The sequence below is a fragment of the Apibacter mensalis genome, assembly GCF_001418685.1.
GTDB classification, from domain to species: domain Bacteria; phylum Bacteroidota; class Bacteroidia; order Flavobacteriales; family Weeksellaceae; genus Apibacter; species Apibacter mensalis.
In genome coordinates this window covers 1-20,798 of sequence record NZ_LIVM01000012.1, presented here as the reverse complement: position 1 = coordinate 20,798, position 20,798 = coordinate 1, and the positions used below count along the sequence as shown (strand labels likewise).

Genomic DNA, 20,798 nt, shown 5'->3' with positions numbered 1-20,798 from the left:
CGTTACGATTCAATATAGTAACGAAAAATAATTATATTTTTATATTAAAAAATTACATATTACATCATTTATGTTCGTAAAATAAAGATATAAGATATATGAATTCTGTTAATTATTTTAACATATTTCGTAATACGTAGGCCAAACAAACGTGCATTAAAGTATAAAATAAGAATTAGACACTCTAAAAGAATTTAGCTGTTTTTTCCTTTTTCCACATAGCTCATATCATTAATGGCTTCAATCATATATTTTTCATCTTCAAATATAAGTTTACAAACAGACGCATTTTCCAAGTCCTTGATAAATAATTTTTCACCCCCCAAATTATGAAGCATTACATTTATACTTAATCCATGAGATACGATCAATACGTTTCTATTTTCATTATACTTACTTTCAATCTCGACGATATCAGATAAAGCTTTATGCATTCTTTTTTCAACTGTATTGAAATCTTCTGCCATTTTCATAGGATCTATTATACTTAGGGTATTGACAGCTTCCTTGTATGTTATTTCTTTATTTTTGTCAAAAATATCATTAAACAAATCTTGGGCATTGGTGTAATGAAGATATAGGGCAACATCTTTAAACATTTCAGTAGCTAAGGCGGTTTCATATGATCCAAAACAAATCTCTCTCAATTCAGGTTTTTCTATTACAGAAAGTCCTTTTTGATCTGAATTCTTTAAAATAATATGGAGGGTTTCTCTGGTTCTCCTTAAATCGCTGCAAAAAGCAGAAGAAAATGTAATATCTTTCAATCCCTTGCCCAAATTTTCAACCACTTCCACTCCTTCTTTAGTCAATGGAGTATCACTCCAACCTTGAACTTTATCCATTGTATTTAAAATCGTCTTACCATGACGAACTATGTAAAATGTAATTTTAGATCCCATATAAATATATTAGCATTATAAATACAAAATTAGAGATTTTTGTTTGTAGAAACTAAGAACTAATCATTTTAGTTAAATACTATTTCAAACTTTTATTTTAATTGAACTTATCATTTAATAATAAAATATATTTTAAAAAAAATTAATTTTAACCGTATAATTTTATTAAAATTTTATTCGTATAAAAAAATAATTATTATTTTTGTTATGTTAATTTAGATTTTAAGAGGTAAAAAAATCTTTGTTATGTTATTACGCAATTTTTCATTGCAGGTTAATAAAATTATTCTTTTATCTTACCCTATTTATTTCTGTAGGCAGGTTAGGCTTTGATTTTTAATTTTTCCAAAGCCGACAGTTCCGCATTTATACAGTAATCTTATCTAATACTGTTTTTTCTATTTACCCATTTAATTAAGTTATTTATAATAAAATGAATATCAATATTGTAGTTGCTACAGAAGACCATTATCAATACGCTGAAGAAATATGTGAAACTATTTATCAATCGGCAATTGTAAGAGGTACCGGTATTGCAAAAAGAACTCCTGAATATATCCAAAACAAAATGGATCAACGACAAGCTATTTTAGCTCTCGACAATTCAAAATTCGCTGGATTCTGTTATATAGAAAAATGGCAGAATGGAGAATTTGTTGTCCATTCAGGATTAATTGTTCACCCCGACTATAGAGGGATCGGCTTAGCAAAAAAAATTAAACATTTTATTTTTAATTACACCCGTAAGAAATTTCCGGAAGCTAAAATTTTCGGTATAACTACCGGTTTAGCCGTTATGAAAATTAATTCGGAATTAGGATATAAACCGGTACCATTTTCTGAACTAACCGAGGATCAGGACTTTTGGAATGGTTGTAAAACTTGTACTAATTTTAATATTTTACAAAGTAAACAAAATAAAATGTGTCTGTGTACCGGGATGTTATTTGATCCTAAAAATAAAAAAAATAGTCTAAATAGATCCGACACAAACAGTTTCGATAAAAAAGTTATTACTCATCTTAATAAAATCAAAGAAATATTACACTTAAAATCTAAAAACGATAGTGATAATTCCCAAATTAAAACCATTTAAAAATATCTTTGTTATGAATAAAGCAGTTTTAGCATATAGTGGTGGTCTTGACACCTCTTATTCTTTGGTTAGGCTAGCCAAAGAAACTGATATGGAAATACATACAGTTATAATAAATAGTGGGGGATTTTATGATAAAGAATTAAAACAAATTGAAAAACGAGCGTATGAACTTGGTTCCAACCATCATGTGACCATTGATATTACTGAAAAATTTTATAAAAGTTGTTTACGCTATCTTATATATGGAAATATTTTAAAAAACAATACCTATCCATTGTCTGTAAGTGCTGAAAGAATATTTCAGTCACTTGCTATTGCGGAATACGCAAAAAAAATAAATGCGAAATATATCATTCATGGAAGTACCGGAGCAGGTAATGACCAAATTCGTTTTGATGTAGCCTTTGAAGTAATTACCCCAAAGTCAAAAATAATTACGCCGATTCGTGACGAAAACATCTCTCGCCAAGAAGAACTAGAATATTTACAAAAAAATGGAATAAATATGAATTGGGAAAAAGCAAAATATTCCATCAATAAAGGCATATGGGGGACTTCAATAGGTGGGGTTGAAACACTTTCCTCTGACCAGGATTTACCGGAAGAGTCTTTTCCCACTCCGCTTTCTGAAACTACTCCCTCTATTATAGAACTTGAATTTTCTAAAGGGGAACCTACCGGGTTAAACGGAGAAAAAATGAGCCCGGTCGCATTGATTAAAAAGCTTAATGATATGGGAGGAAAATATGCTATCGGAAGAGATATCCATGTGGGAGATACTATCCTCGGAATTAAAGGACGTGTAGGATTCGAAGCCCCTGCCCCTATGATAATTATTAAAGCTCATCATCTGTTAGAAAAACATACCCTTTCTCGTTGGCAACTTTTACATAAAGATTCGTTGGCAAATTGGTATGGAACCTTACTGCATGAAGCTCAGTATTTAGACCCCGTGATGCGTGACATAGAAGCCTTTCTTACTTCCTCTCAAAAACGTGTTACCGGAAAGGTTAAAATACAACTATACCCTTATTACTTCCGTATGATCGGTATAAAATCGCCCTACGATATGATGCAATCAAAAGTTGCTACCTATGGTGAAGAAAATGAAGCTTGGGACAGTAGAGATGCTCGAGGATTTATTAAAATATTCGGAAATCAATTAAAAATTCATCATAGTTTTAATGATTTAGAATAAATTACAAATTTTAGCTTGTCTTAAAATTATTATATAAAATAACAGATTAATTTTAATAATACAAATGAAAAAAATAAAAGCAAGTATTGTTGGAGGGGCAGGCTATACAGCCGGGGAATTACTGCGGATTCTCATTAATCATCCCAAAATAAAAATCACTTCCGTTTACAGTACTTCTAATGCCGGAAATCCAGTCACGAAAGTCCATGAAGACCTTCTAGGAGAATCCGACTTACTATTTTCTGATAGTATTGATCAAGATTCAGATGTTGTTTTTCTCTGTCTGGGACATGGAAAATCCAGAAATTTTTTGGAAAAAAATTTGTATTCTAAAAACACAAAAATCATTGATTTGAGTAATGATTTTAGAATTAAACCTCATCATATTTATCAAGAAAGAACATTTATATATGGTCTTCCGGAATTACAGAAAGAAAAAATAACAAACGCCAAAAATATTGCTAATCCCGGTTGTTTTGCCACTGCTATACAATTAGCATTACTTCCCCTAGCAAAAAAAAGCTTGTTAGCTCAAGATATTCATATTAATGCAGTAACCGGTTCAACCGGTGCAGGGCAATCACTTTCATCAACCACTCATTTTAGTTGGAGAAATAATAATGTTTCCTTTTATAAAGAATTTAATCATCAGCATGAAGCAGAAATTTCACAAACTATTCATCATTTAGGAAATAATCAACATCGGCTTTATTTTCTCCCAATGCGTGGTAATTTTACTCGAGGTATTCTTGCCGGTGTATACTTAAAAACTGATCTTTCTAAAGATGAAGCAATAAATCTATATAGAGAGTATTACCAAGATCATCCGTTTACTATTCTTTCCAATACTCCTCTATCCGTTAAGCAAGTAGTCAACACTAATAAATGCTTTTTAGAAATACAAAAACATAAAGACTCTTTATTAATTACTTCGGTAATTGATAATTTAACCAAAGGTGCTTCCGGTCAGGCCGTACAAAATATGAATCTTCTGTTTGGATTTAATGAATCGGAAGGTTTACATACAAAACCGATTGCATTTTAATAGAAATAGATTAATGCATAAAAAGTTTATTTTAAAATAATAAAAAAGGAAACTTAAAACACATTAACAGTTTCCAAAGTTTAATAAAAGAATACCTTTGCTTATTGTAAAGGCATCTACCTTTAAAAGACATAGTAATTTTTTGATATATAAATATTTATAATTAATACAAAAACATAATATAAAACATAATATGAAAGTAGCCATTATTGGAGCCGGAAATTTAGGGCTGGCGATTGCAAAAGGAATTATTAACAGCAATTTCGTTGAAACATTATATATCACTAAACGAAATATTACTACCGTAACTGAACTAGAAAATTCAGAAAATATATTTCTTACATCAAACAATAAAGAAGCAATTAAAAATTCAGAGATTATAATTTTTGCGGTCCAGCCCAATATATTAATAAATGTTTTACAAGAGTGCAAGCATTTATTTACTGAACACCATACTCTATTATCCGTGGTAGCCGGATTTCACATAGATAAGTTAGAAGAAATTATAGGTACTGATTTTCCAATCATTATGGCCATGCCTAATACGGCCATATCTGTTAATCAATCCATGACCTGCCTTTGTTCCAATAAAAAAGGAAAAGATCGAATAAATATTGCTTTGGATATTTTCAATCAACTAGGACATGCTATTGAAGTTCCCGAAGAGCACATGCAAGCGGCAACCATTATTTGTTCAAGTGGAATTGCCTTTTGGATGAGAATAATTCGTGCTCATATGTCAGGAGCCATTGAAATGGGGTTGGAACCCAAAGAAGCCGCCTCCATGATTATTCAAACTTGTATGGGAGCAGCTCGATTACTTAAGTCTAATAACAGTCATCCGGAACAGGAAATTGATAAGGTTACTACTCCCGGCGGATGCACTATAGCCGGAATTAATGAAATGGATCATCAAGGATTAAATTCTGCAATTATTAAAGGCCTATTAGCATCCTATACTAAAATTAACCAAATTATTAAGAGATAAACGGCTGAATGATGCTTATTAGTTATATAAAACATTATTGTAAAAATATTTATAAAGGATCCATATATGAGTTTATTTAATGTATATCCGCTCTATACCGTAACTCCCGTAAAAGCACTAGGCAGCACCATATGGGATGTTAAAGGGGATACTTACCTTGACTTTTATGGTGGGCATGGGGTTATTTCCATCGGACATTCACATCCGATTTACATCAAATATGTAACCGAACAAATAAATAATATCGGATTTTATTCCAATTCTATTATCAATCCCCTACAAGAAAAACTAGGTAATCTATTACCCCAGATTTCGGAATATCCAGATTATTCATTATTCCTCTGCAATTCAGGAGCAGAGGCAAATGAAAACGCATTAAAATTATCTTCTTTTCATACCGGAAAATCAAAAGTTTTAGCTTTTAAAAACAGTTTTCATGGTCGTACTTCTGCAGCAGTTGCCGTAACCGATAACCCTAAAATTACGGCTCCTATTAACTCTCAGCAAGAGGTAGTATTTTGTGAATTAAACGACATAGAAAATGTAAAAAAAGAAATTGCTAAAGGTGACATTGCTTCCGTTATTATTGAAACCATACAGGGAGTAGGTGGATTGGATGAAGGAAGTACAGAATTTTTCAGAGAACTGGAAAAGGTTTGCAGAGAATATCATGTGGTTTTAATTCTGGATGAAATTCAATGCGGATATGGGAGATCCGGAAAATTTTTTGCACATCAACATCATGGTATCAAAGCAGATATTATATCTATAGCTAAAGGAATGGGAAACGGCTTTCCTATTGGAGGGATTTTAATTTCTCCTGAATTTACATCTTCCTATGGATTATTAGGAACTACTTTTGGAGGTAATCATCTTGCTTGTGCCGCATCTTTAGCGGTTTTAGAAGTTTTGGTAAGTGAACATATTTTAGAGAATGTTCAAAAACAATACGAGTACTTTGTCAAAAAATTTTCCTCATTATCGCAAATACAGAAAATTAAAGGAAAAGGACTAATGTTAGGATTAGAATTTGATTTCGAAGTAGCAGAGCTCAGAAAAAAATTAATCTATGAAAAAAAGATTTTTACCGGTAATTCCAGTAATAAGAATCTTCTACGTGTACTTCCGCCATTAAATATTTCCCAAAATGAAATAGATGTGCTTTATGACAGCTTACAATTTTGTCTTAAATAACCTTATAAAATAAGAAATAATGAAAAAGTATACTTCTGTTGATGATATTTTAAACCTAAACGAATTGTTAAACCTAGCTAAAAAAATAAAAGCAAACCCTTTATCTAACAAATATTTAGGAAAAGACAAAACTATAGGACTTTTATTTTTCAATCCAAGCTTAAGGACTCGATTAAGCACACAAAAAGCAGCTCGTAATCTAGGAATGGATTGTATGGTTATGAATTTAAACACAGAAGGTTGGACTTTAGAATTTGAAGATGGAACGGTAATGGATGGCATTGCTTCCGAACATATTAAGGAAGCTGCTAAGGTAATATCACAATATTGTGATATTATAGCTATTCGATGCTTTCCAACTCTAAGAGATAAGGAAAAAGATGAGGAAGAAACAGTCATTTCTTCTTTCGTGAAATACGCCACGGTTCCGGTAATCAGTTTAGAAGGAGCTACTGAACATCCTTTACAGGCTTTGGCAGATGCTTTAACAATTGAAGAATACAAAAAAACTGAACGTCCAAAAGTAGTATTGAGCTGGGCTCCTCATCCCAAAGCTCTTCCTCAATCTGTTTCCAATTCATTTGTGAAAATAATGAAAAAAATGGAGGTAGATTTTATTATTACCCATCCTGAAGGTTACGAGCTGAATCCTGAAATCACTAAAGGCGTACCCATTGAATATAATCAGGAAAAAGCATTTAAAAATGCTGATTTTATATATGCTAAAAATTGGAGTAATTATACGAATTATGGTAAAATAATAAGTGAGGATCCTAAATGGACTATTAGTAAGAGACAAATGGAATTGACTAATCATGCCAGATTTATGCATTGTTTACCTGTACGAAGAAATATGATTGTTAATGATGATATATTGGACAGTGAAGCCTCTATAGTTATTCCTGAGGCAAATAATCGAACGTATTCTGCTCAAACCATTCTCACTAAAATTCTGGAAAGACTCATATAAATCAATTATCTGAATTTTTTAAAAAAAGGTAATACGAAAATTGCAACCAATGTAACCTGTTGAACATGGAAAATAACAAATTAACCATCATAAAAATTGGAGGAAACGTAATTGATAACCCGGAAGTTCTTACTCGGTTTTTACGGGATTTCTCAAAATTAGAAACCCAGAAAATTTTAGTCCACGGAGGGGGAAAAGTTGCCACAAGATTAGCCGGAAAATTGGGAGTGGAATCAATGATGATTGAGGGACGAAGGGTCACTAACGAAGAAATGCTGGATGTGGCAATAATGACCTATGCCGGACTATGTAATAAAAAAATTGTAGCTCAACTTCAAGGTTTACATACCTCTGCTATCGGACTAACCGGCGCCGATGGAAACTCCATCGTTTCTCAAAGAAGAGAAAATAGTGTCTATGATTATGGGTTTGTGGGCGATATAACCGAAATAAATTCCAAATGGATAAAGTTTTTACTGGATACCGATACTATTCCTGTATTTTGTGCTATTACACACGATCAAAAAGGACAGTTACTTAATACTAATGCGGACTCCATTGCTCAATCTTTGGCTGTAGGATTATCATCATTATATAAAACCACATTAATATATTGTTTTGAAAAAAAAGGAGTCTTGCAAAATGTTGAAGATGAAAACAGTGTTATCGAAACGATAAATTACACCTCCTATCAAAGTTTAAAAAAGAAAAACATTATACATTCGGGTATGATCCCAAAACTTGACAATTGTTTTGAAGCACTTAAACAGGGAGTAAAAAATATTATTATATCTAACCCTGAAATAATTAACAATCCTAATCATCCTCATACTTCTATCACCCTATAAAAGTCTTATGAAAACAATAGAACAACTAACTTCAGAAGCAATTGATCTTCTAAAAAAATTAATTGCAACGCCCTCATTTTCTGGAGAAGAACATCATACAGCTTTATTGATCGAAGCTTGGTTCAAACATAATACTATTCCCTACCAAAGAGAAAATAATAATATATGGGCATACAATAAATATGTTGATGAAAGCAAGCCCTATTTACTTCTCAATTCACATCAAGACACCGTATTTCCTAATAAAGACTATACTCATAATCCTTTCGAAGCCATCGAAAAAGAGGGTAAAATATTCGGTTTAGGTTCTAACGATGCAGGAGGCTGCTTGGTTTCACTTTTAGCAACATTTACCTATTTTTATTTACATAAGGATATGAAGTATAATTTAATTATGGTAGCTTCCGCTGAAGAAGAAAATAGTGGTGAAAAAGGGCTTAACAGTGTATTAGCTCATTTACCTCAATTGGAATGTGCTATCATAGGAGAACCCACTCTTATGCAACTTGCTATAGCAGAAAAAGGATTACTTGTTTTAGACATTATCGTAAAAGGAACAGCCGGTCATGCAGCTCATAATAATCCGGACAATTCCATTTATAACGCTTTAGAAATAATAGAATGGTTTAAAAATTATTCATTTGAAAAAATATCAAATGTATTAGGACCTATGAAAATGACTGTTTCTCAAATTGAAGCAGGTAAACAACACAATCTTGTACCAGAAGAATGTAGGTTGGTGGTTGATATACGTGTAAATGATTGTTATACAAACGAAGAAATCGTATCAATAGTTAAAAAAAACCTATCTTCTGAAAAAGTTTTAATTGTTCCCAGGTCATTAAAACTTAAATCATCTTCCATTCCTAAAAATCACCCGTTGGTTTTAGCCGGAATGGAACTGGATAGAGAAATTTATGGGTCCCCTACTCTATCAGATCAAGCAGTGTTAAATTGTCCATCTTTAAAAATGGGTCCCGGAAATTCTTTACGTTCTCATACTGCCAATGAATATATTTTTAGGGAGGAAATAGTTGAAGCGATTCCTCTATACATTGAATTATTAAACAGAACCATATTATAATAGAAATATAGTAAATTTTACAAAATGAAACTTTGGGAAAAAGGTATTCAGACTGATCAGCAAATTGACTTATTCACTGTAGGTAACGACCGAGAATTAGATTTGGTTTTAGCTAAATATGACGTTTTAGGTTCTTTAGCTCAAACTAAAATGTTGCGTAAAGTAGGACTAATTACGGAACATGAAAAACGGGATTTAATAAATGCATTAAATGAAATTCTCTCAGATATAGAAAATCATACGTTCAAAATAGAAGATGAATTTGAAGATGTCCATTCTAAAATTGAATTTTTAGTAACTAAAAAAGTGGGTGATGCCGGAAAAAAAATTCATACTGCACGGTCTCGAAATGATCAGATTTTAGTTGATATGAACTTATTTTTGAAAGATGAATTAAAAACAATTAAAGATCAAATTCGTAAACTTTTTGATCTTCTCATGGTTCTTGCCGAAAAAAATAAAAATATTCTATTACCCGGATATACTCATTTTCAAATAGCTATGCCTTCATCTTTTGGTATGTGGTTTTCCGCTTATGCTGAAAGTTTGATTGATGATGTAATTTTAATCAATGCTGCTTTAAAAATAGTCGATCAGAATCCATTAGGATCAGCAGCAGGATACGGAAGCTCTTTTCCAATAGATCGAAAATTCACTACTCAAGAGTTGGATTTTAAAACCTTAAAATTTAATTCCGTAGCCGCACAAATGAGTCGGGGTAAATCAGAAAAAAGCACCGCATATGCCCTTAGCAGCTTGGCCGGCACTTTATCCAAATTAGCTATGGATGTAACTTTATATTTATGTCAGAATTATAATTTCTTATCACTTCCCTCACACCTTACTACCGGTTCGAGCATTATGCCCCATAAAAAAAATCCGGATGTTTTTGAATTGATACGAGGAAAGTGCAATAAAATACAAGCTTTACCTTATGAATTGACTTTAATAACCAATAATCTTCCTAGTGGGTATCACAGAGATTTACAATTACTGAAAGAAGGGATTATTCCGGGAATACAAAATTGTAAGGCATGTTTAGACATGGCTCTTTATTCTCTACAAGATATTCAAGTGAATAAAAATATTCTCGAGGATCCTAAATATGATTATTTATTTACTGTAGATGCACTAAATGAACTGGTTGCTGAAGGGGTTCCCTTCCGAGATGCATATAAAATAATTGGTCAAAAGGTGGAACAGGGAACTTTTCAATCTCCTAAAAAAACAACCCATACCCATGAAGGAAGTATAAACCATCTGTGTTTAGATGAAATAAAAAAGAAAATGGATGATTATTGGAAAAATTAATGAAAGATAAATAATAGTAGTAACAAAGATACAAAAGATACACTCGTCCATAAGATCATTCCCAACAATAAAGGCTTTATACCGATTTTTTTTATACTAGAGAAACTTAATCCCGCTCCTATGAGAAACAAAGTTACTGTCAGTCCTCGTTTAGCTGCCATAACCAACCCATGATCAATTTTATTAAATATGGGAACGTGCTTGGGCACATACGTATTAAATATCATGGAAGCTATAAATATAAATATAAAGTAAGGAATTTTTATTTTCTTATTTAGTTTACCCTTATCTTCTTCTTTAAAAGTTAAAACAATCAGAATAGATAAGGGGATGATCCATAAAGCTCTTTCCAGCTTAACCATAGTCGCGATCTCTAATGCCTTTGATCCATAATGTTGTGCAGCACCTACCACAGAGCTTGTATCATGTATAGCCAGAGCAGACCAATAACCGAATTGCTCTTGTGAAAGATGTAAGGAATGTCCAATTGCAGGAAATATAAATAAGGCAATGGAATTTAAAATAAAAATAGTCGCTAAAGAAAGGCTGGTTTCTTCCTCGTCTGCATGGATCAGAGGGGCAACTGCAGCGATTGCACTTCCTCCGCAAATCGCGGTTCCTGACGATATTAATAGTGAAATTTTTTTATCAATTTTACATAACTTCCCTACCCATATTCCAATTAATAAGGTAATAAAAATAGATCCTGCGGTAAATAACAATCCTTTTTTACCAACTTGAATAGCCGTACCTAAATTCATACCCAATCCTAATCCTACTACAGATACTTGTAAAAGATAACGAGTAATTTTTTTACTGTAGTCGGGATAAGGATTACCGATAATAAAGGAAAACAATATTCCCAGCAATAAAGCTAAAGGCGTATCTATAGTAAATATAAGGCAGGTTAAACCTAAAAAAATAAATATAATTTTTTTTACATTATTAATTGTAAATAAATTTTTCTTATTTATTGCATTGTTCATCAGACAAATATCCTTTATTACAGATAGATATGCCAATGAAAAAAAGTTATTCTTTATAACAAAGAGTTATAATGCGAAGTTGCAAATTTTATGAACAAATCTGAATTTCCTTCAGGAACGCCTTGATTATAAACAAAATAAAACCATCTTTTTATATCTATTTTTTCAATATCAATTACTTGAAATTCTCCTTTTTTTATGTCCTTATTAACAGCTGCTATGGATACAAATCCTATAGTGTTTGCATGGGTTAGATAAGATTTTATACCTTCTGTACTTCCTAAATGCATAGCTATATTTAGATCTTTAAGCTGTATGTTTTCGAGCCGGAAAGCAGCTCTTATAATATCCAGGCTTCCTGATCCCAATTCCCTTAAAACTAAGGGTATTTTTTTTAGCTCATCCAATGATAAAGTCTCCTTTTTTGAAATTTCCTGTGAGGTATGAGCGATAGCTACAATCTCATCTTTTAAAAATGGGATGTATTTAAGCTGTTTGTTTTTAGGCTTACCTTCAACCATTCCTAATTCAATCTTTTTTTCGATCAGATATTTTTCGATTACTTCCGTATTTGCAGTTATAAGAGACATTTTAATTTTAGGATGCTTGGAATGAAATTGAGACATCAGTGCCGGAAGTAAATATTGGCCTAAGGTAGTACTTGCTCCTAACTGGAATGTACCGGAGAAATTTTCTTTAAGTGAATCAAAATCAAATCTTATTTGTTTATAGATATCCATGATTTTTTCTGAATGAAATAATAGAATTTTACCGGCATCTGTTAACTCTATCTTATTTCCCTTTCTAAGAAAGAGAGTAAAATCATATTCCGATTCTAACTCCTTTATGTTTTTAGTAACAGCCGGTTGTGAAATATATAATTCTTCAGCAGCTTTGGTAAAACTTAAATTTTTAGCTACTGAATAAAATATTTTTAATCTAAAATCAGACATAATTACTTACTTCTTCTTAAGAATAACTATAAATATCTTAATTATTTAATTATTGAAAAAAACAAATTTAAGCTAATATAATTTACTCATACTCTTCAATAATGTTTTTTCTGCTAAAGATTAAACTTATATGTGGAATAATTTTTGTTTTCGTTTAGTATTATATAATATATTATTAATTTAAAATAGACCTAATGAAACAAATTAAAAAAATTTTATTGGCTTTTGTAGTAATGGGTACGCTGAGCTTTTCATTAACATCATGCAAAAATGAGCCTAAAGATTCAGACTTAGTTACCAAGGCTAAATCTGTTATTCCTGAAGGAGTTACTATTGATGTAAAGAAAGGAGTAGCAACACTTTCAGGAGAATATAATGACGATGCTGCTAAACAATCTACTGAAAATGCAATTAAAGCAATTCCGGGTATCAAAGCCGTTGAAGACAATGCTTCAGTTAAAGCAGCTTTAAATGATGTAGAGGTTTCTATAGATTCTGTATTAAAGTCTAAAGTAAATGATATTTTAAAAGGATACAGTGGAGTTACAGCTGATATAAATAATGGAGTAGTAACCCTTAATGGTGTATTAAACAGAAACGAATTACCTCGACTTATGCAAGCTATTAACACTCTGCAACCTAAAAAAATAGAACAAAAATTATCACTAAAATAATAAAATGGCTTTACAAGATAAATACGCAGAATTAATCAATAAGGCTAAGAGTCTGGATACTACCAACCTTTCAATAAAAGAACAAGATAATGTTCTTTATATAGATGGAGAAGTTTCGAATGGAGAATTCAAAGATCAGTTATGGTCTGTATATAATAAAATTGATCCGGATTTCAGATCAGGTGATTTAATTTTAAATATTAATGTATCTTCCAATGCTCCTTCTTCCAAATATAAGGTGACTACTCAAAGCTCCAACTTAAACATCAGAAAAGGACCCGGTACAGATCAACCAATTTTAGGAAAAGCAGCACATCAATCTACTGTAACTTTTCTTAGCAAATACAATGATGATTGGTATTTAATACGATCTGAAGATGGAACCGAAGGTTATTGCAATACTGAATATTTAACAGCAATATAAAATTTAATAAACTTAAATATTTTTTTTAAAGGGCTTGAATTAATTTTCTTGCCCTTTTTTGATAGTGTACTTACCTTATACCTATTAATCAATTATTACTATTTTTTTATAGATATTACAGTTAAATAAATTTATTTATCAACTAAATTTAATCGATAAGCATAAATTTATCTTAAAATAATATTTATTTATTGAAATACGAAAACTTATAAAAATCAATTAGATATCGTTTTTAGGTATATATATTGAAATTTGGACATAATTATAGATTATTAGGATTGATTTTTGTTATTATTTCTTCCATCATTTTTGTTTAATTAGATTTTAATTATTCTATATATATTTATAATTTTAAATATACTATTACCAAAGGTTAATTATTAGTAGAGAAATCATGTTATTTTAATATCCACATTTAAATGAATTTATTCGAAAAACAATTTCAAGATACTATACATTTTTTACAATTTGAAGATTATGATTTAGCTTTAAAGCGAATAATTGACTTAACTCTAGATACGGAAGAATTATCTTTTTATAAGAAAACTTGCGAATTACTTAGATGGGTCGATTATAATGAATCCAATACGGACGGAAAAAAGGAAAAATATTCAGTTATATTAAATGAACTATATCAACTTCTTTCAAAAAAAGAAATTTCTAAGCCCAAAATTCTTTTAGAAGCAAACAATGTAAAAAAATCATACAGTCAATCAGCTTTTTCTTTAGGACCTATCAGCTTAAAAATTTCCGAAGGACAAATCGTAGGCTTAGTGGGTGAAAATGGAAATGGAAAAACATCTTTGCTTAGACTTTTATGCGGAGAATTGGACGCAACTGAGGGTAGTATTTCCTATATGCTAGATTATGAAGATAGATATGAGTTAAGAACTAAGCTAATCTATATCCCTCAAAGACCCAATATATGGTACGGATCAATATTAGACAATCTTCAATTTACTGCTTCCTCTTATAACATTAAAGGAGAAAAAAACGAATTAATGGTTGACTTGATTATTTCCAGAATGGGCTTACGAAATTATCGAAATATGAATTGGAAAAACCTTTCCTCCGGATATAAAATGAAATTTGAATTAGCTCGGATGTTACTTAGAAAACCTAAACTTTTACTTATTGATGAACCTTTAGCTAATTTAGATATTCTTTCTCAACAAACAGTATTGGAGGATTTCAAAGCAATAGCAAAATCTCCTTTTAGACCTTTGGGAATTGTTGTAAGCTCTCAACAATTATACGAAGTGGAGAAAAATTCCGATCAGGTAATTTTTCTTAAATATGGGGAACAAAAAAATTTAAAAAGTGAGGAGGCTAACAAAAAAGAAATAGCGGAATTAATTATTGAGTTTGAATCGGAATGGTCACAAAAACAACTTCATGCTGCTTTATCTAAAATTTCTTTAATTAAATTACAATATAATGGAAGTTCCTATATTGCTTATTTTCCTAACACTATTTTCTTAAATAATTTTCTTACCATTATTATTGACGATAATATACCGATTAAATATTTTAGAAATATATCAGATTCCACTCGTCGATTTTTTATTTAATTCCTTTTACAAATTCGTTATCATGTTTAGAAAAATACAAAAACGTTTATTAGAAAATTACCCTGTTTTATGGAATACCAAATTCGTTCCTATGGGTATAACTGTCCTAATTTTTAATATTTTTTTCTTTATTAATGGATTTTTTTCCGGATCTGTTAATTTTCATGATACGGATTACCATTATAATGTTACTACTGTTTTCTATCTTATCTCCGCTTTAGCCAGCTTATTGATTCTAATTATTTGGTTACTATTTTATTTCAAAAACAATGGTTTAAAATCCTTTTATCCTAAAAAATCAAATGCCTTATATATTGAATGGCTACTAACTTTTATTTTACTTATAGGCAATCAATTATACCCTTATAGTTATTCTCAGGGTATTCAACTTAAAGAAAAAACCTATGCTTCAAAAAAACAAACTTATGATGCTAAAAAAATATTGAATAAAATTCAAATCTTATTACCCGATTCGTATTATTATTACCAATCTACCCCTATAAAGAATACTATTGATTCTTTAGAAAATGATCCTGATTCAACCCCCATGAATTTATCTCTTTTAAACTTTAATACATATTATTTTGATCAAAATAAAGTGGAAGTTGAACAGGTTAAAAATTGGTTGATAACTGAACAAAAAGATAGTATAAGAAATTTAATACGCAAATATTTAAATCTTCAGAAAAAACATAATCTCTCTTCCAATCTAACTGTAAACAGTTGGATGAAATTAGTTTATAATCCACCAAATTATTTTGTACCACAATCTAATTATATTAGTAAAACAAAAACCTATTACGATGATAACATCAAGCATTATGTTGAATTTCAAAATCTCGATTTTGCATATCAAAAAATATACGATGCTTATAACAATGGCAATTTCTCAAATAAGTTTATTTTAGTCATATTATATATTGCATTAAATCTATCCATATTACTGTTTTCCTATCGTACAACGAGTGGAAAGGCTTGGTTAATAGCATTAGTAGTTTTAGGATTACTTACCTTTGTTAATGGAATTTTTTCTGTTGTATTTCAATTATTTTTCATAGATAATCATTTCTCACATATTATTTGTTTAATAAATATATATTGGTCCTTCGTGTTTTTATTTATGTGTGTATATATTTTAATCAAACTCTATAAAAAACATGCAAAGAATAATTCAGCCATAATGATAAATTTAATTTTATGGATGTTACCTAATATGCCCATACTTTATTTTATTTCGTTTATGTTATCCATGAATGAAAGTATATATGGTGAAGATCAAAATACTTATATTAGTTCAATGTATCATTACTTTTATGATCATTTTACCGTATTTTTCTGGATTAATCTTATATTTGTAATTATCATTTTATTCTTTATAGCGAAAATAATAAAAAAATGGAGAGCTTTACCTGAAGAATAGACAAGATTAACCCTATTTTTTATTTTAAATGTATAAAAGATTCCCATTATCCTTGCGAATTTTTTTAGTGATGATCCTGGTCGTGGTCAGCACTATATTTGCGATGGGATTGATAACTTTTTACCAATATATCAGAATTGCAGAAGAATATAACAATAAAAGGCTTGAAAGAAAAGAACAATTAATTATAGAAACTTTTGATTATCTCATTTCCAACCGGAATACAAAACCGGAAGAATTTAAAAATAAAATAGGTAATAAAATATATGAGATTTCAGATATCAATAATATCGACATAAATTTTTACTCTCTGGATGGAAAATATATTTTAGGAAATAAATTACCTAATCCTAAAACCGAATTTGTTCCTAAAGAAATTTTAAAAAATCTTAATGTAAATAACGATCGTATAGAAGTTATCAATAAGCTTCCTAATTCAGATGAAAGTTTTACCTCTGTATATAGATATATATATAATAATGATTATCAACCCATTACTATTATAAATTTCCCCTTTTTACATGATGAAGCATTTCTAAGAAAAGATTTTTATTCTTTATTGTACAGATATTTGGTCATCATGCTTATAGTATTAATTGTAAGTGGTATTTTTTCCTGGTTCTTTTCACTTACTTTAACCAGAAAAATCAAGGAAATTGCTTATCGGCTTAGAGATACCGGTGCACTCACGCATAATAGACCTATTCTATATAATTACATAGATGAAGTTAGCCCGTTGGTTAAAGCCTATAATATTATGCTAAGTAAATTTAGAGAGCAAACAGATGCACTTGTGAAAAAAGAAAAGGATAATGCTTGGCAGGAAATGGCTAGACAGGTGGCTCATGAAATTAAAAATCCGCTTACCCCCATGCGGCTTGAAATTCAAAGCTTTCAAATGAGATTTAATCCCAATGATCCGCAAATTCATGAAAAGTTAGATTCGTTAACTCGATCATTAATACAGCAAATTGATACTATAGCATCGATTGCAGGTGCCTTTTCTGATTTTGCAAAAATGCCTGTAAAAAAAGATGAAAAATTAAATGTTATTGAAGTTGCAAAAATTTCTTTAGAAATATTTCCTTCCCAACAAATTTCGCTTGATACGATTGATGAATTGGTCATTCTAAATATTGATCCTAACTTATTGAACCGTATATTAACTAATTTAATAAAAAATGCTTTTCAATCCATACCGGAAGGAAGAACTCCCCATATTATAGTAAAAATCAGACAAGACATACGGATGGTTTACTTTTCTGTTATTGATAACGGAAATGGAATTCCGGAAGAAATACAGACAAAAATTTTTACTCCTCAATTTTCTACTAAAACCAGTGGCAGTGGTTTAGGTTTAGCAATTATAAAAAAGCTTATCGAAGAATACAATGGGTCTATTACCTTTCATTCTGTAGAAGGTGAAGGGACTATTTTTAAATTTGAAATCCCTAAAAGTGAATAATATTTTTAAGTTTAAAAAATTCAATATACTTCAAAACAATTCCGTATTTAAAGTCGGCACGGATAGTGTATTATTAGGTTGCTTTGCTGAAATACAAGAAGCTGTCAATATTCTTGATATTGGTACAGGTACAGGAATTCTTTCACTTATGTGTGCTCAAAGAAACCCTAATTCTCAGATCACAGCCATTGATTCTGAAATCAATGCTTATTCTCTGGCACTGGAAAATTTTAAAAATTCTCCTTTCTCGCATAAGATTACTTGTATCCATTCAGATTTAAACAGTTTCGTTTGTGACACCAAATTCGATTACATTATATGTAATCCTCCTTATTTTAAAATTTATGAAAAACTACACCGTAAACATCCTGTAGCCCGACAACAAATAAAACTTAATTACAATCTTTTAATTAAAAAATCAGAATTATTATTGTCCGAAAAAGGGAAAATCGGATACATTTTTCCTATTGAAAATGAGCAAGAAATTATTGAAATGAGTAATCATTATAACTTATTTCCCAAACATATTATATATATTTTAGGAATAAAAAACGGAAAAATCAAAAGAGTATTTCTAGAACTTAGTAGAGAAGAAAATAAAACTACAATAGAAAACTTTGTTATTGAAAAAAGAAGTCGTGTATGGACTGATGAATACAAAAATTTAACTTCAGACTTCTATTTATAATACTACCGAAAATGCATCCTTTATATGCTCAATTTTCCAGCTATAATCTTTTTTTATTATGGAAATGATATCAAACCTCACATCGACATCCAAATCTTTGCAAAGTACATATTCATTGGCTGCTTTAATTAAAAGTTTTCTTTTTGACCAAGTTACTGCCTCAATTGGATCTATGATAGTTGTATAGTTTCTGGCCTTGACTTCTACTACTATCAATTCAGAATCATTTTTAGCAATAATATCAATTTCCGCCTTTTGAAATTTCCAATTTTTATCCAATATTTCATATCCTATATCTAATAGATAATGAAATGCTTTGTTTTCTGCTTCTTTTCCAAAATCATTATGATAAGCCACATTATGTTTTTTATTATATTAATTAAAATTATATTTATATGAAATACAAATATATTATATTTGAAAAAAAATTGTGTATGAAGAATACGACTTTATTATTTTTTAGTTTTTTCTGTTTCTTCATTTTTTTCTCATGCGGAGATGAGAATCTTAAATCTTATCCCGATCTTGAATTTGATAATCATAAAGGCTTATTACCTTCTGAATACATACAATCTAAAATAGATAAGAATACGGGTAATAAAATAATCATTACAACTTCAATGCAATACGATAATCTTAATAGATTGATACGTGTCAAGTCTTCTATTTCAGATTCTATAACTGATACTCAAATTATCACTTATAATGAAAGTAATGGTAAAGTATATACCGTTACTACCGAAAGTACAAATGGAACCTATTTATACACTTATGAATATACTAACCCGGGTATCATATTGGAACATAGAAGTTTTAAAACGAATGCTCCTTCCGGATATAACGAGATAGAGCCCTATACAAGAACTTTAACAGTTTCAGGCAATAAACTGATAAAAATAGATGATCCAAAGGAATCAAAAATTAGCCTTTGCAAATATGACCAAAATGGAAATCTAATTCAATTGGATACTAACCAATATAATTATGATATTTTAAAAGGAATAATGAGTAACGTAAAAACTCCTAATTGGTTATTTGCAGCATTTGAAGGAAATTTCCCATTTACTTATAATTTAGTTAATAATATTATCGTAGATTATAAGGGAATTACTTATAAGTATGAATATGATAAAAAATTGCATCCTGAATATCCTATAAAGATTATTATGAATAATAGAGAAGAAATATTTATCAAATATACAGTTGCGAAGTAACTAAATTTCGAATTTTTTTAATAATCTATTAAAAACACAACTAAAAATTTATTAATGAAAAAATCTTAAAAATTATAAATCTTTATTCTCTAATTTTTTGCATTAGCTAACACTAAAAATGAATATATAATTACTTATGAGCTACATTTATAATGTAGCTTTTTATATTTTAAGCCTACTTGCACAAACATTCTTATTTAAAGAGTAACCTAATATTTAAATTTTTAAAATAAAACAGATTCATACAATAATAAATTCATAGTTTTCATAAATCCCCCTAACATTAAGAAGTGTATTTAAATATTACACATTTTTTCTTATTATAGAATAAATTAATTATATTTACCCCTATATATTAAATAAAATAAATTTTAATTTTATAATTTAACCTAAATAAAAAGCCCATGAACCCTTTGGATAAAAAGAATTCGGAGAGTCTTAATAATGCGAAAGATTTAGAAGAAAATTCAGCCGATTCCTTGGGAACTTCCCATACGCTTGATCCCTTAAAAAAAAATATAACCAACTTCAGTGAGATATCCCCTAAATATGCAGATATACCCGATGATTTGCTGTTTAAATCTTCAAATAATTTCACACTTACGCCTCCCGAGGTTTTGGAAAAACAAATCAAAGATGCCGCTTCCCAATTTTATGCCAAATATGGGGGAGATTGGGCCTCTCAACTTAAAAATTCTCATATTGTTTATGCAGCTATTTCTATTGACGGAAATGAAGTGTTAAACGACAGTCATTTCGCCCTT

Annotated in this window: 21 protein-coding genes; 17 read left to right on the top strand and 4 right to left on the bottom strand. The window is 30.0% G+C overall.

Going from position 1 to position 20,798, the window contains the following annotated elements:
- Positions 1 to 194: 194 nt before the first annotated feature.
- A complete protein-coding gene (locus ASC36_RS08505; RefSeq protein ID WP_055426075.1) occupies positions 195 to 902 on the bottom strand; it encodes a histidine phosphatase family protein in 708 nt (235 codons plus the stop codon).
- Positions 903 to 1,335: 433 nt separating this feature from the next.
- Between ASC36_RS08505 and ASC36_RS08500 the strand changes: the two genes are divergently transcribed.
- From ASC36_RS08500 to argH, 9 genes are all read left to right on the top strand, one after another.
- Entirely contained in the window at positions 1,336 to 1,998 is a 663-nt protein-coding gene (locus ASC36_RS08500) for a GNAT family N-acetyltransferase (RefSeq protein ID WP_055426074.1), read from the top strand.
- 13 nt (positions 1,999 to 2,011) lie between these two features.
- Positions 2,012 to 3,199 (top strand): argininosuccinate synthase, encoded by a 1,188-nt coding sequence (argG, locus tag ASC36_RS08495; protein ID WP_055426073.1) that lies wholly within the window; start codon positions 2,012 to 2,014, stop codon positions 3,197 to 3,199.
- Between the two features lie 64 nt (positions 3,200 to 3,263).
- Positions 3,264 to 4,244, top strand: a complete 981-nt coding sequence (gene argC / locus ASC36_RS08490) for an N-acetyl-gamma-glutamyl-phosphate reductase (protein ID WP_055426072.1) — start codon at positions 3,264 to 3,266, stop codon at positions 4,242 to 4,244.
- Between the two features lie 193 nt (positions 4,245 to 4,437).
- A complete protein-coding gene (gene proC / locus ASC36_RS08485; protein WP_055426071.1) occupies positions 4,438 to 5,232 on the top strand; it encodes a pyrroline-5-carboxylate reductase in 795 nt (264 codons plus the stop codon).
- A 66-nt stretch (positions 5,233 to 5,298) separates the two neighbouring features.
- The gene (locus tag ASC36_RS08480) at positions 5,299 to 6,426 is read left to right on the top strand and encodes an aspartate aminotransferase family protein (RefSeq protein WP_055426070.1); all 1,128 of its coding nucleotides are present in this window, start codon (positions 5,299 to 5,301) and stop codon (positions 6,424 to 6,426) included.
- A gap of 19 nt (positions 6,427 to 6,445) precedes the next feature.
- Positions 6,446 to 7,396, top strand: a complete 951-nt coding sequence (locus ASC36_RS08475) for an N-acetylornithine carbamoyltransferase (RefSeq protein WP_055426069.1) — start codon at positions 6,446 to 6,448, stop codon at positions 7,394 to 7,396.
- 65 nt (positions 7,397 to 7,461) lie between these two features.
- The gene (gene argB, locus ASC36_RS08470) at positions 7,462 to 8,244 is read left to right on the top strand and encodes an acetylglutamate kinase (protein ID WP_055426068.1); all 783 of its coding nucleotides are present in this window, start codon (positions 7,462 to 7,464) and stop codon (positions 8,242 to 8,244) included.
- Between the two features lie 7 nt (positions 8,245 to 8,251).
- Complete coding sequence (locus ASC36_RS08465) at positions 8,252 to 9,328, top strand: M20 family metallo-hydrolase (RefSeq protein ID WP_055426067.1); 1,077 nt, start codon at positions 8,252 to 8,254, stop codon at positions 9,326 to 9,328.
- Between the two features lie 24 nt (positions 9,329 to 9,352).
- Positions 9,353 to 10,639, top strand: a complete 1,287-nt coding sequence (gene argH, locus ASC36_RS08460; RefSeq protein ID WP_055426066.1) for an argininosuccinate lyase — start codon at positions 9,353 to 9,355, stop codon at positions 10,637 to 10,639.
- On the opposite strand, the gene ASC36_RS08455 is transcribed toward argH, so the two are convergent.
- The gene (locus ASC36_RS08455; protein ID WP_055426065.1) at positions 10,636 to 11,625 is read right to left on the bottom strand and encodes a YeiH family protein; all 990 of its coding nucleotides are present in this window, start codon (positions 11,623 to 11,625) and stop codon (positions 10,636 to 10,638) included. The genes argH and ASC36_RS08455 overlap by 4 nt on opposite strands.
- Positions 11,626 to 11,678: 53 nt before the next feature.
- Positions 11,679 to 12,578 carry a LysR family transcriptional regulator gene (locus tag ASC36_RS08450; RefSeq protein ID WP_055426064.1) on the bottom strand — a complete coding sequence of 300 codons (900 nt, stop codon included), beginning with the start codon at positions 12,576 to 12,578 and terminating at the stop codon, positions 11,679 to 11,681.
- Positions 12,579 to 12,772: 194 nt separating this feature from the next.
- Here ASC36_RS08450 and ASC36_RS08445 point away from each other — a divergent pair, with 194 nt between their 5' ends.
- The 6 genes from ASC36_RS08445 to ASC36_RS08420 all read left to right on the top strand — a co-directional run bounded on the left by ASC36_RS08445 (position 12,773) and on the right by ASC36_RS08420 (position 18,820).
- On the top strand, positions 12,773 to 13,252 hold the full coding sequence (locus ASC36_RS08445) for a BON domain-containing protein (RefSeq protein ID WP_055426063.1): 480 nt from the start codon (positions 12,773 to 12,775) through the stop codon (positions 13,250 to 13,252).
- A gap of 4 nt (positions 13,253 to 13,256) precedes the next feature.
- Positions 13,257 to 13,676, top strand: a complete 420-nt coding sequence (locus ASC36_RS08440; protein WP_055426062.1) for an SH3 domain-containing protein — start codon at positions 13,257 to 13,259, stop codon at positions 13,674 to 13,676.
- A 419-nt stretch (positions 13,677 to 14,095) separates the two neighbouring features.
- Positions 14,096 to 15,247 carry an ABC transporter ATP-binding protein gene (locus ASC36_RS08435; protein WP_055426061.1) on the top strand — a complete coding sequence of 384 codons (1,152 nt, stop codon included), beginning with the start codon at positions 14,096 to 14,098 and terminating at the stop codon, positions 15,245 to 15,247.
- A 22-nt stretch (positions 15,248 to 15,269) separates the two neighbouring features.
- Positions 15,270 to 16,667 (top strand): hypothetical protein, encoded by a 1,398-nt coding sequence (locus tag ASC36_RS08430; RefSeq protein WP_055426060.1) that lies wholly within the window; start codon positions 15,270 to 15,272, stop codon positions 16,665 to 16,667.
- 70 nt (positions 16,668 to 16,737) lie between these two features.
- Positions 16,738 to 18,132: a sensor histidine kinase gene (locus ASC36_RS08425; protein ID WP_167336878.1), complete on the top strand. Its 1,395-nt coding sequence runs from the start codon at positions 16,738 to 16,740 to the stop codon at positions 18,130 to 18,132.
- Positions 18,125 to 18,820, top strand: coding sequence for a tRNA1(Val) (adenine(37)-N6)-methyltransferase (locus ASC36_RS08420; protein WP_055426058.1), 696 nt, complete (start codon positions 18,125 to 18,127; stop codon positions 18,818 to 18,820). Before ASC36_RS08425 ends, ASC36_RS08420 begins: the two co-directional genes overlap by 8 nt.
- Here the strand turns inward: ASC36_RS08420 and ASC36_RS08415 are convergent.
- Positions 18,815 to 19,177, bottom strand: coding sequence for a YraN family protein (locus ASC36_RS08415; RefSeq protein ID WP_055426057.1), 363 nt, complete (start codon positions 19,175 to 19,177; stop codon positions 18,815 to 18,817). The genes ASC36_RS08420 and ASC36_RS08415 overlap by 6 nt on opposite strands.
- Positions 19,178 to 19,254: 77 nt before the next feature.
- On the opposite strand from ASC36_RS08415, the gene ASC36_RS08410 reads away from it, so the two are divergent.
- Positions 19,255 to 20,034 (top strand): hypothetical protein, encoded by a 780-nt coding sequence (locus ASC36_RS08410; RefSeq protein WP_141656241.1) that lies wholly within the window; start codon positions 19,255 to 19,257, stop codon positions 20,032 to 20,034.
- A gap of 404 nt (positions 20,035 to 20,438) precedes the next feature.
- Positions 20,439 to 20,798: hypothetical protein (locus tag ASC36_RS08405; protein WP_141656240.1), on the top strand; the 360-nt coding region annotated here is incomplete at its 3' end.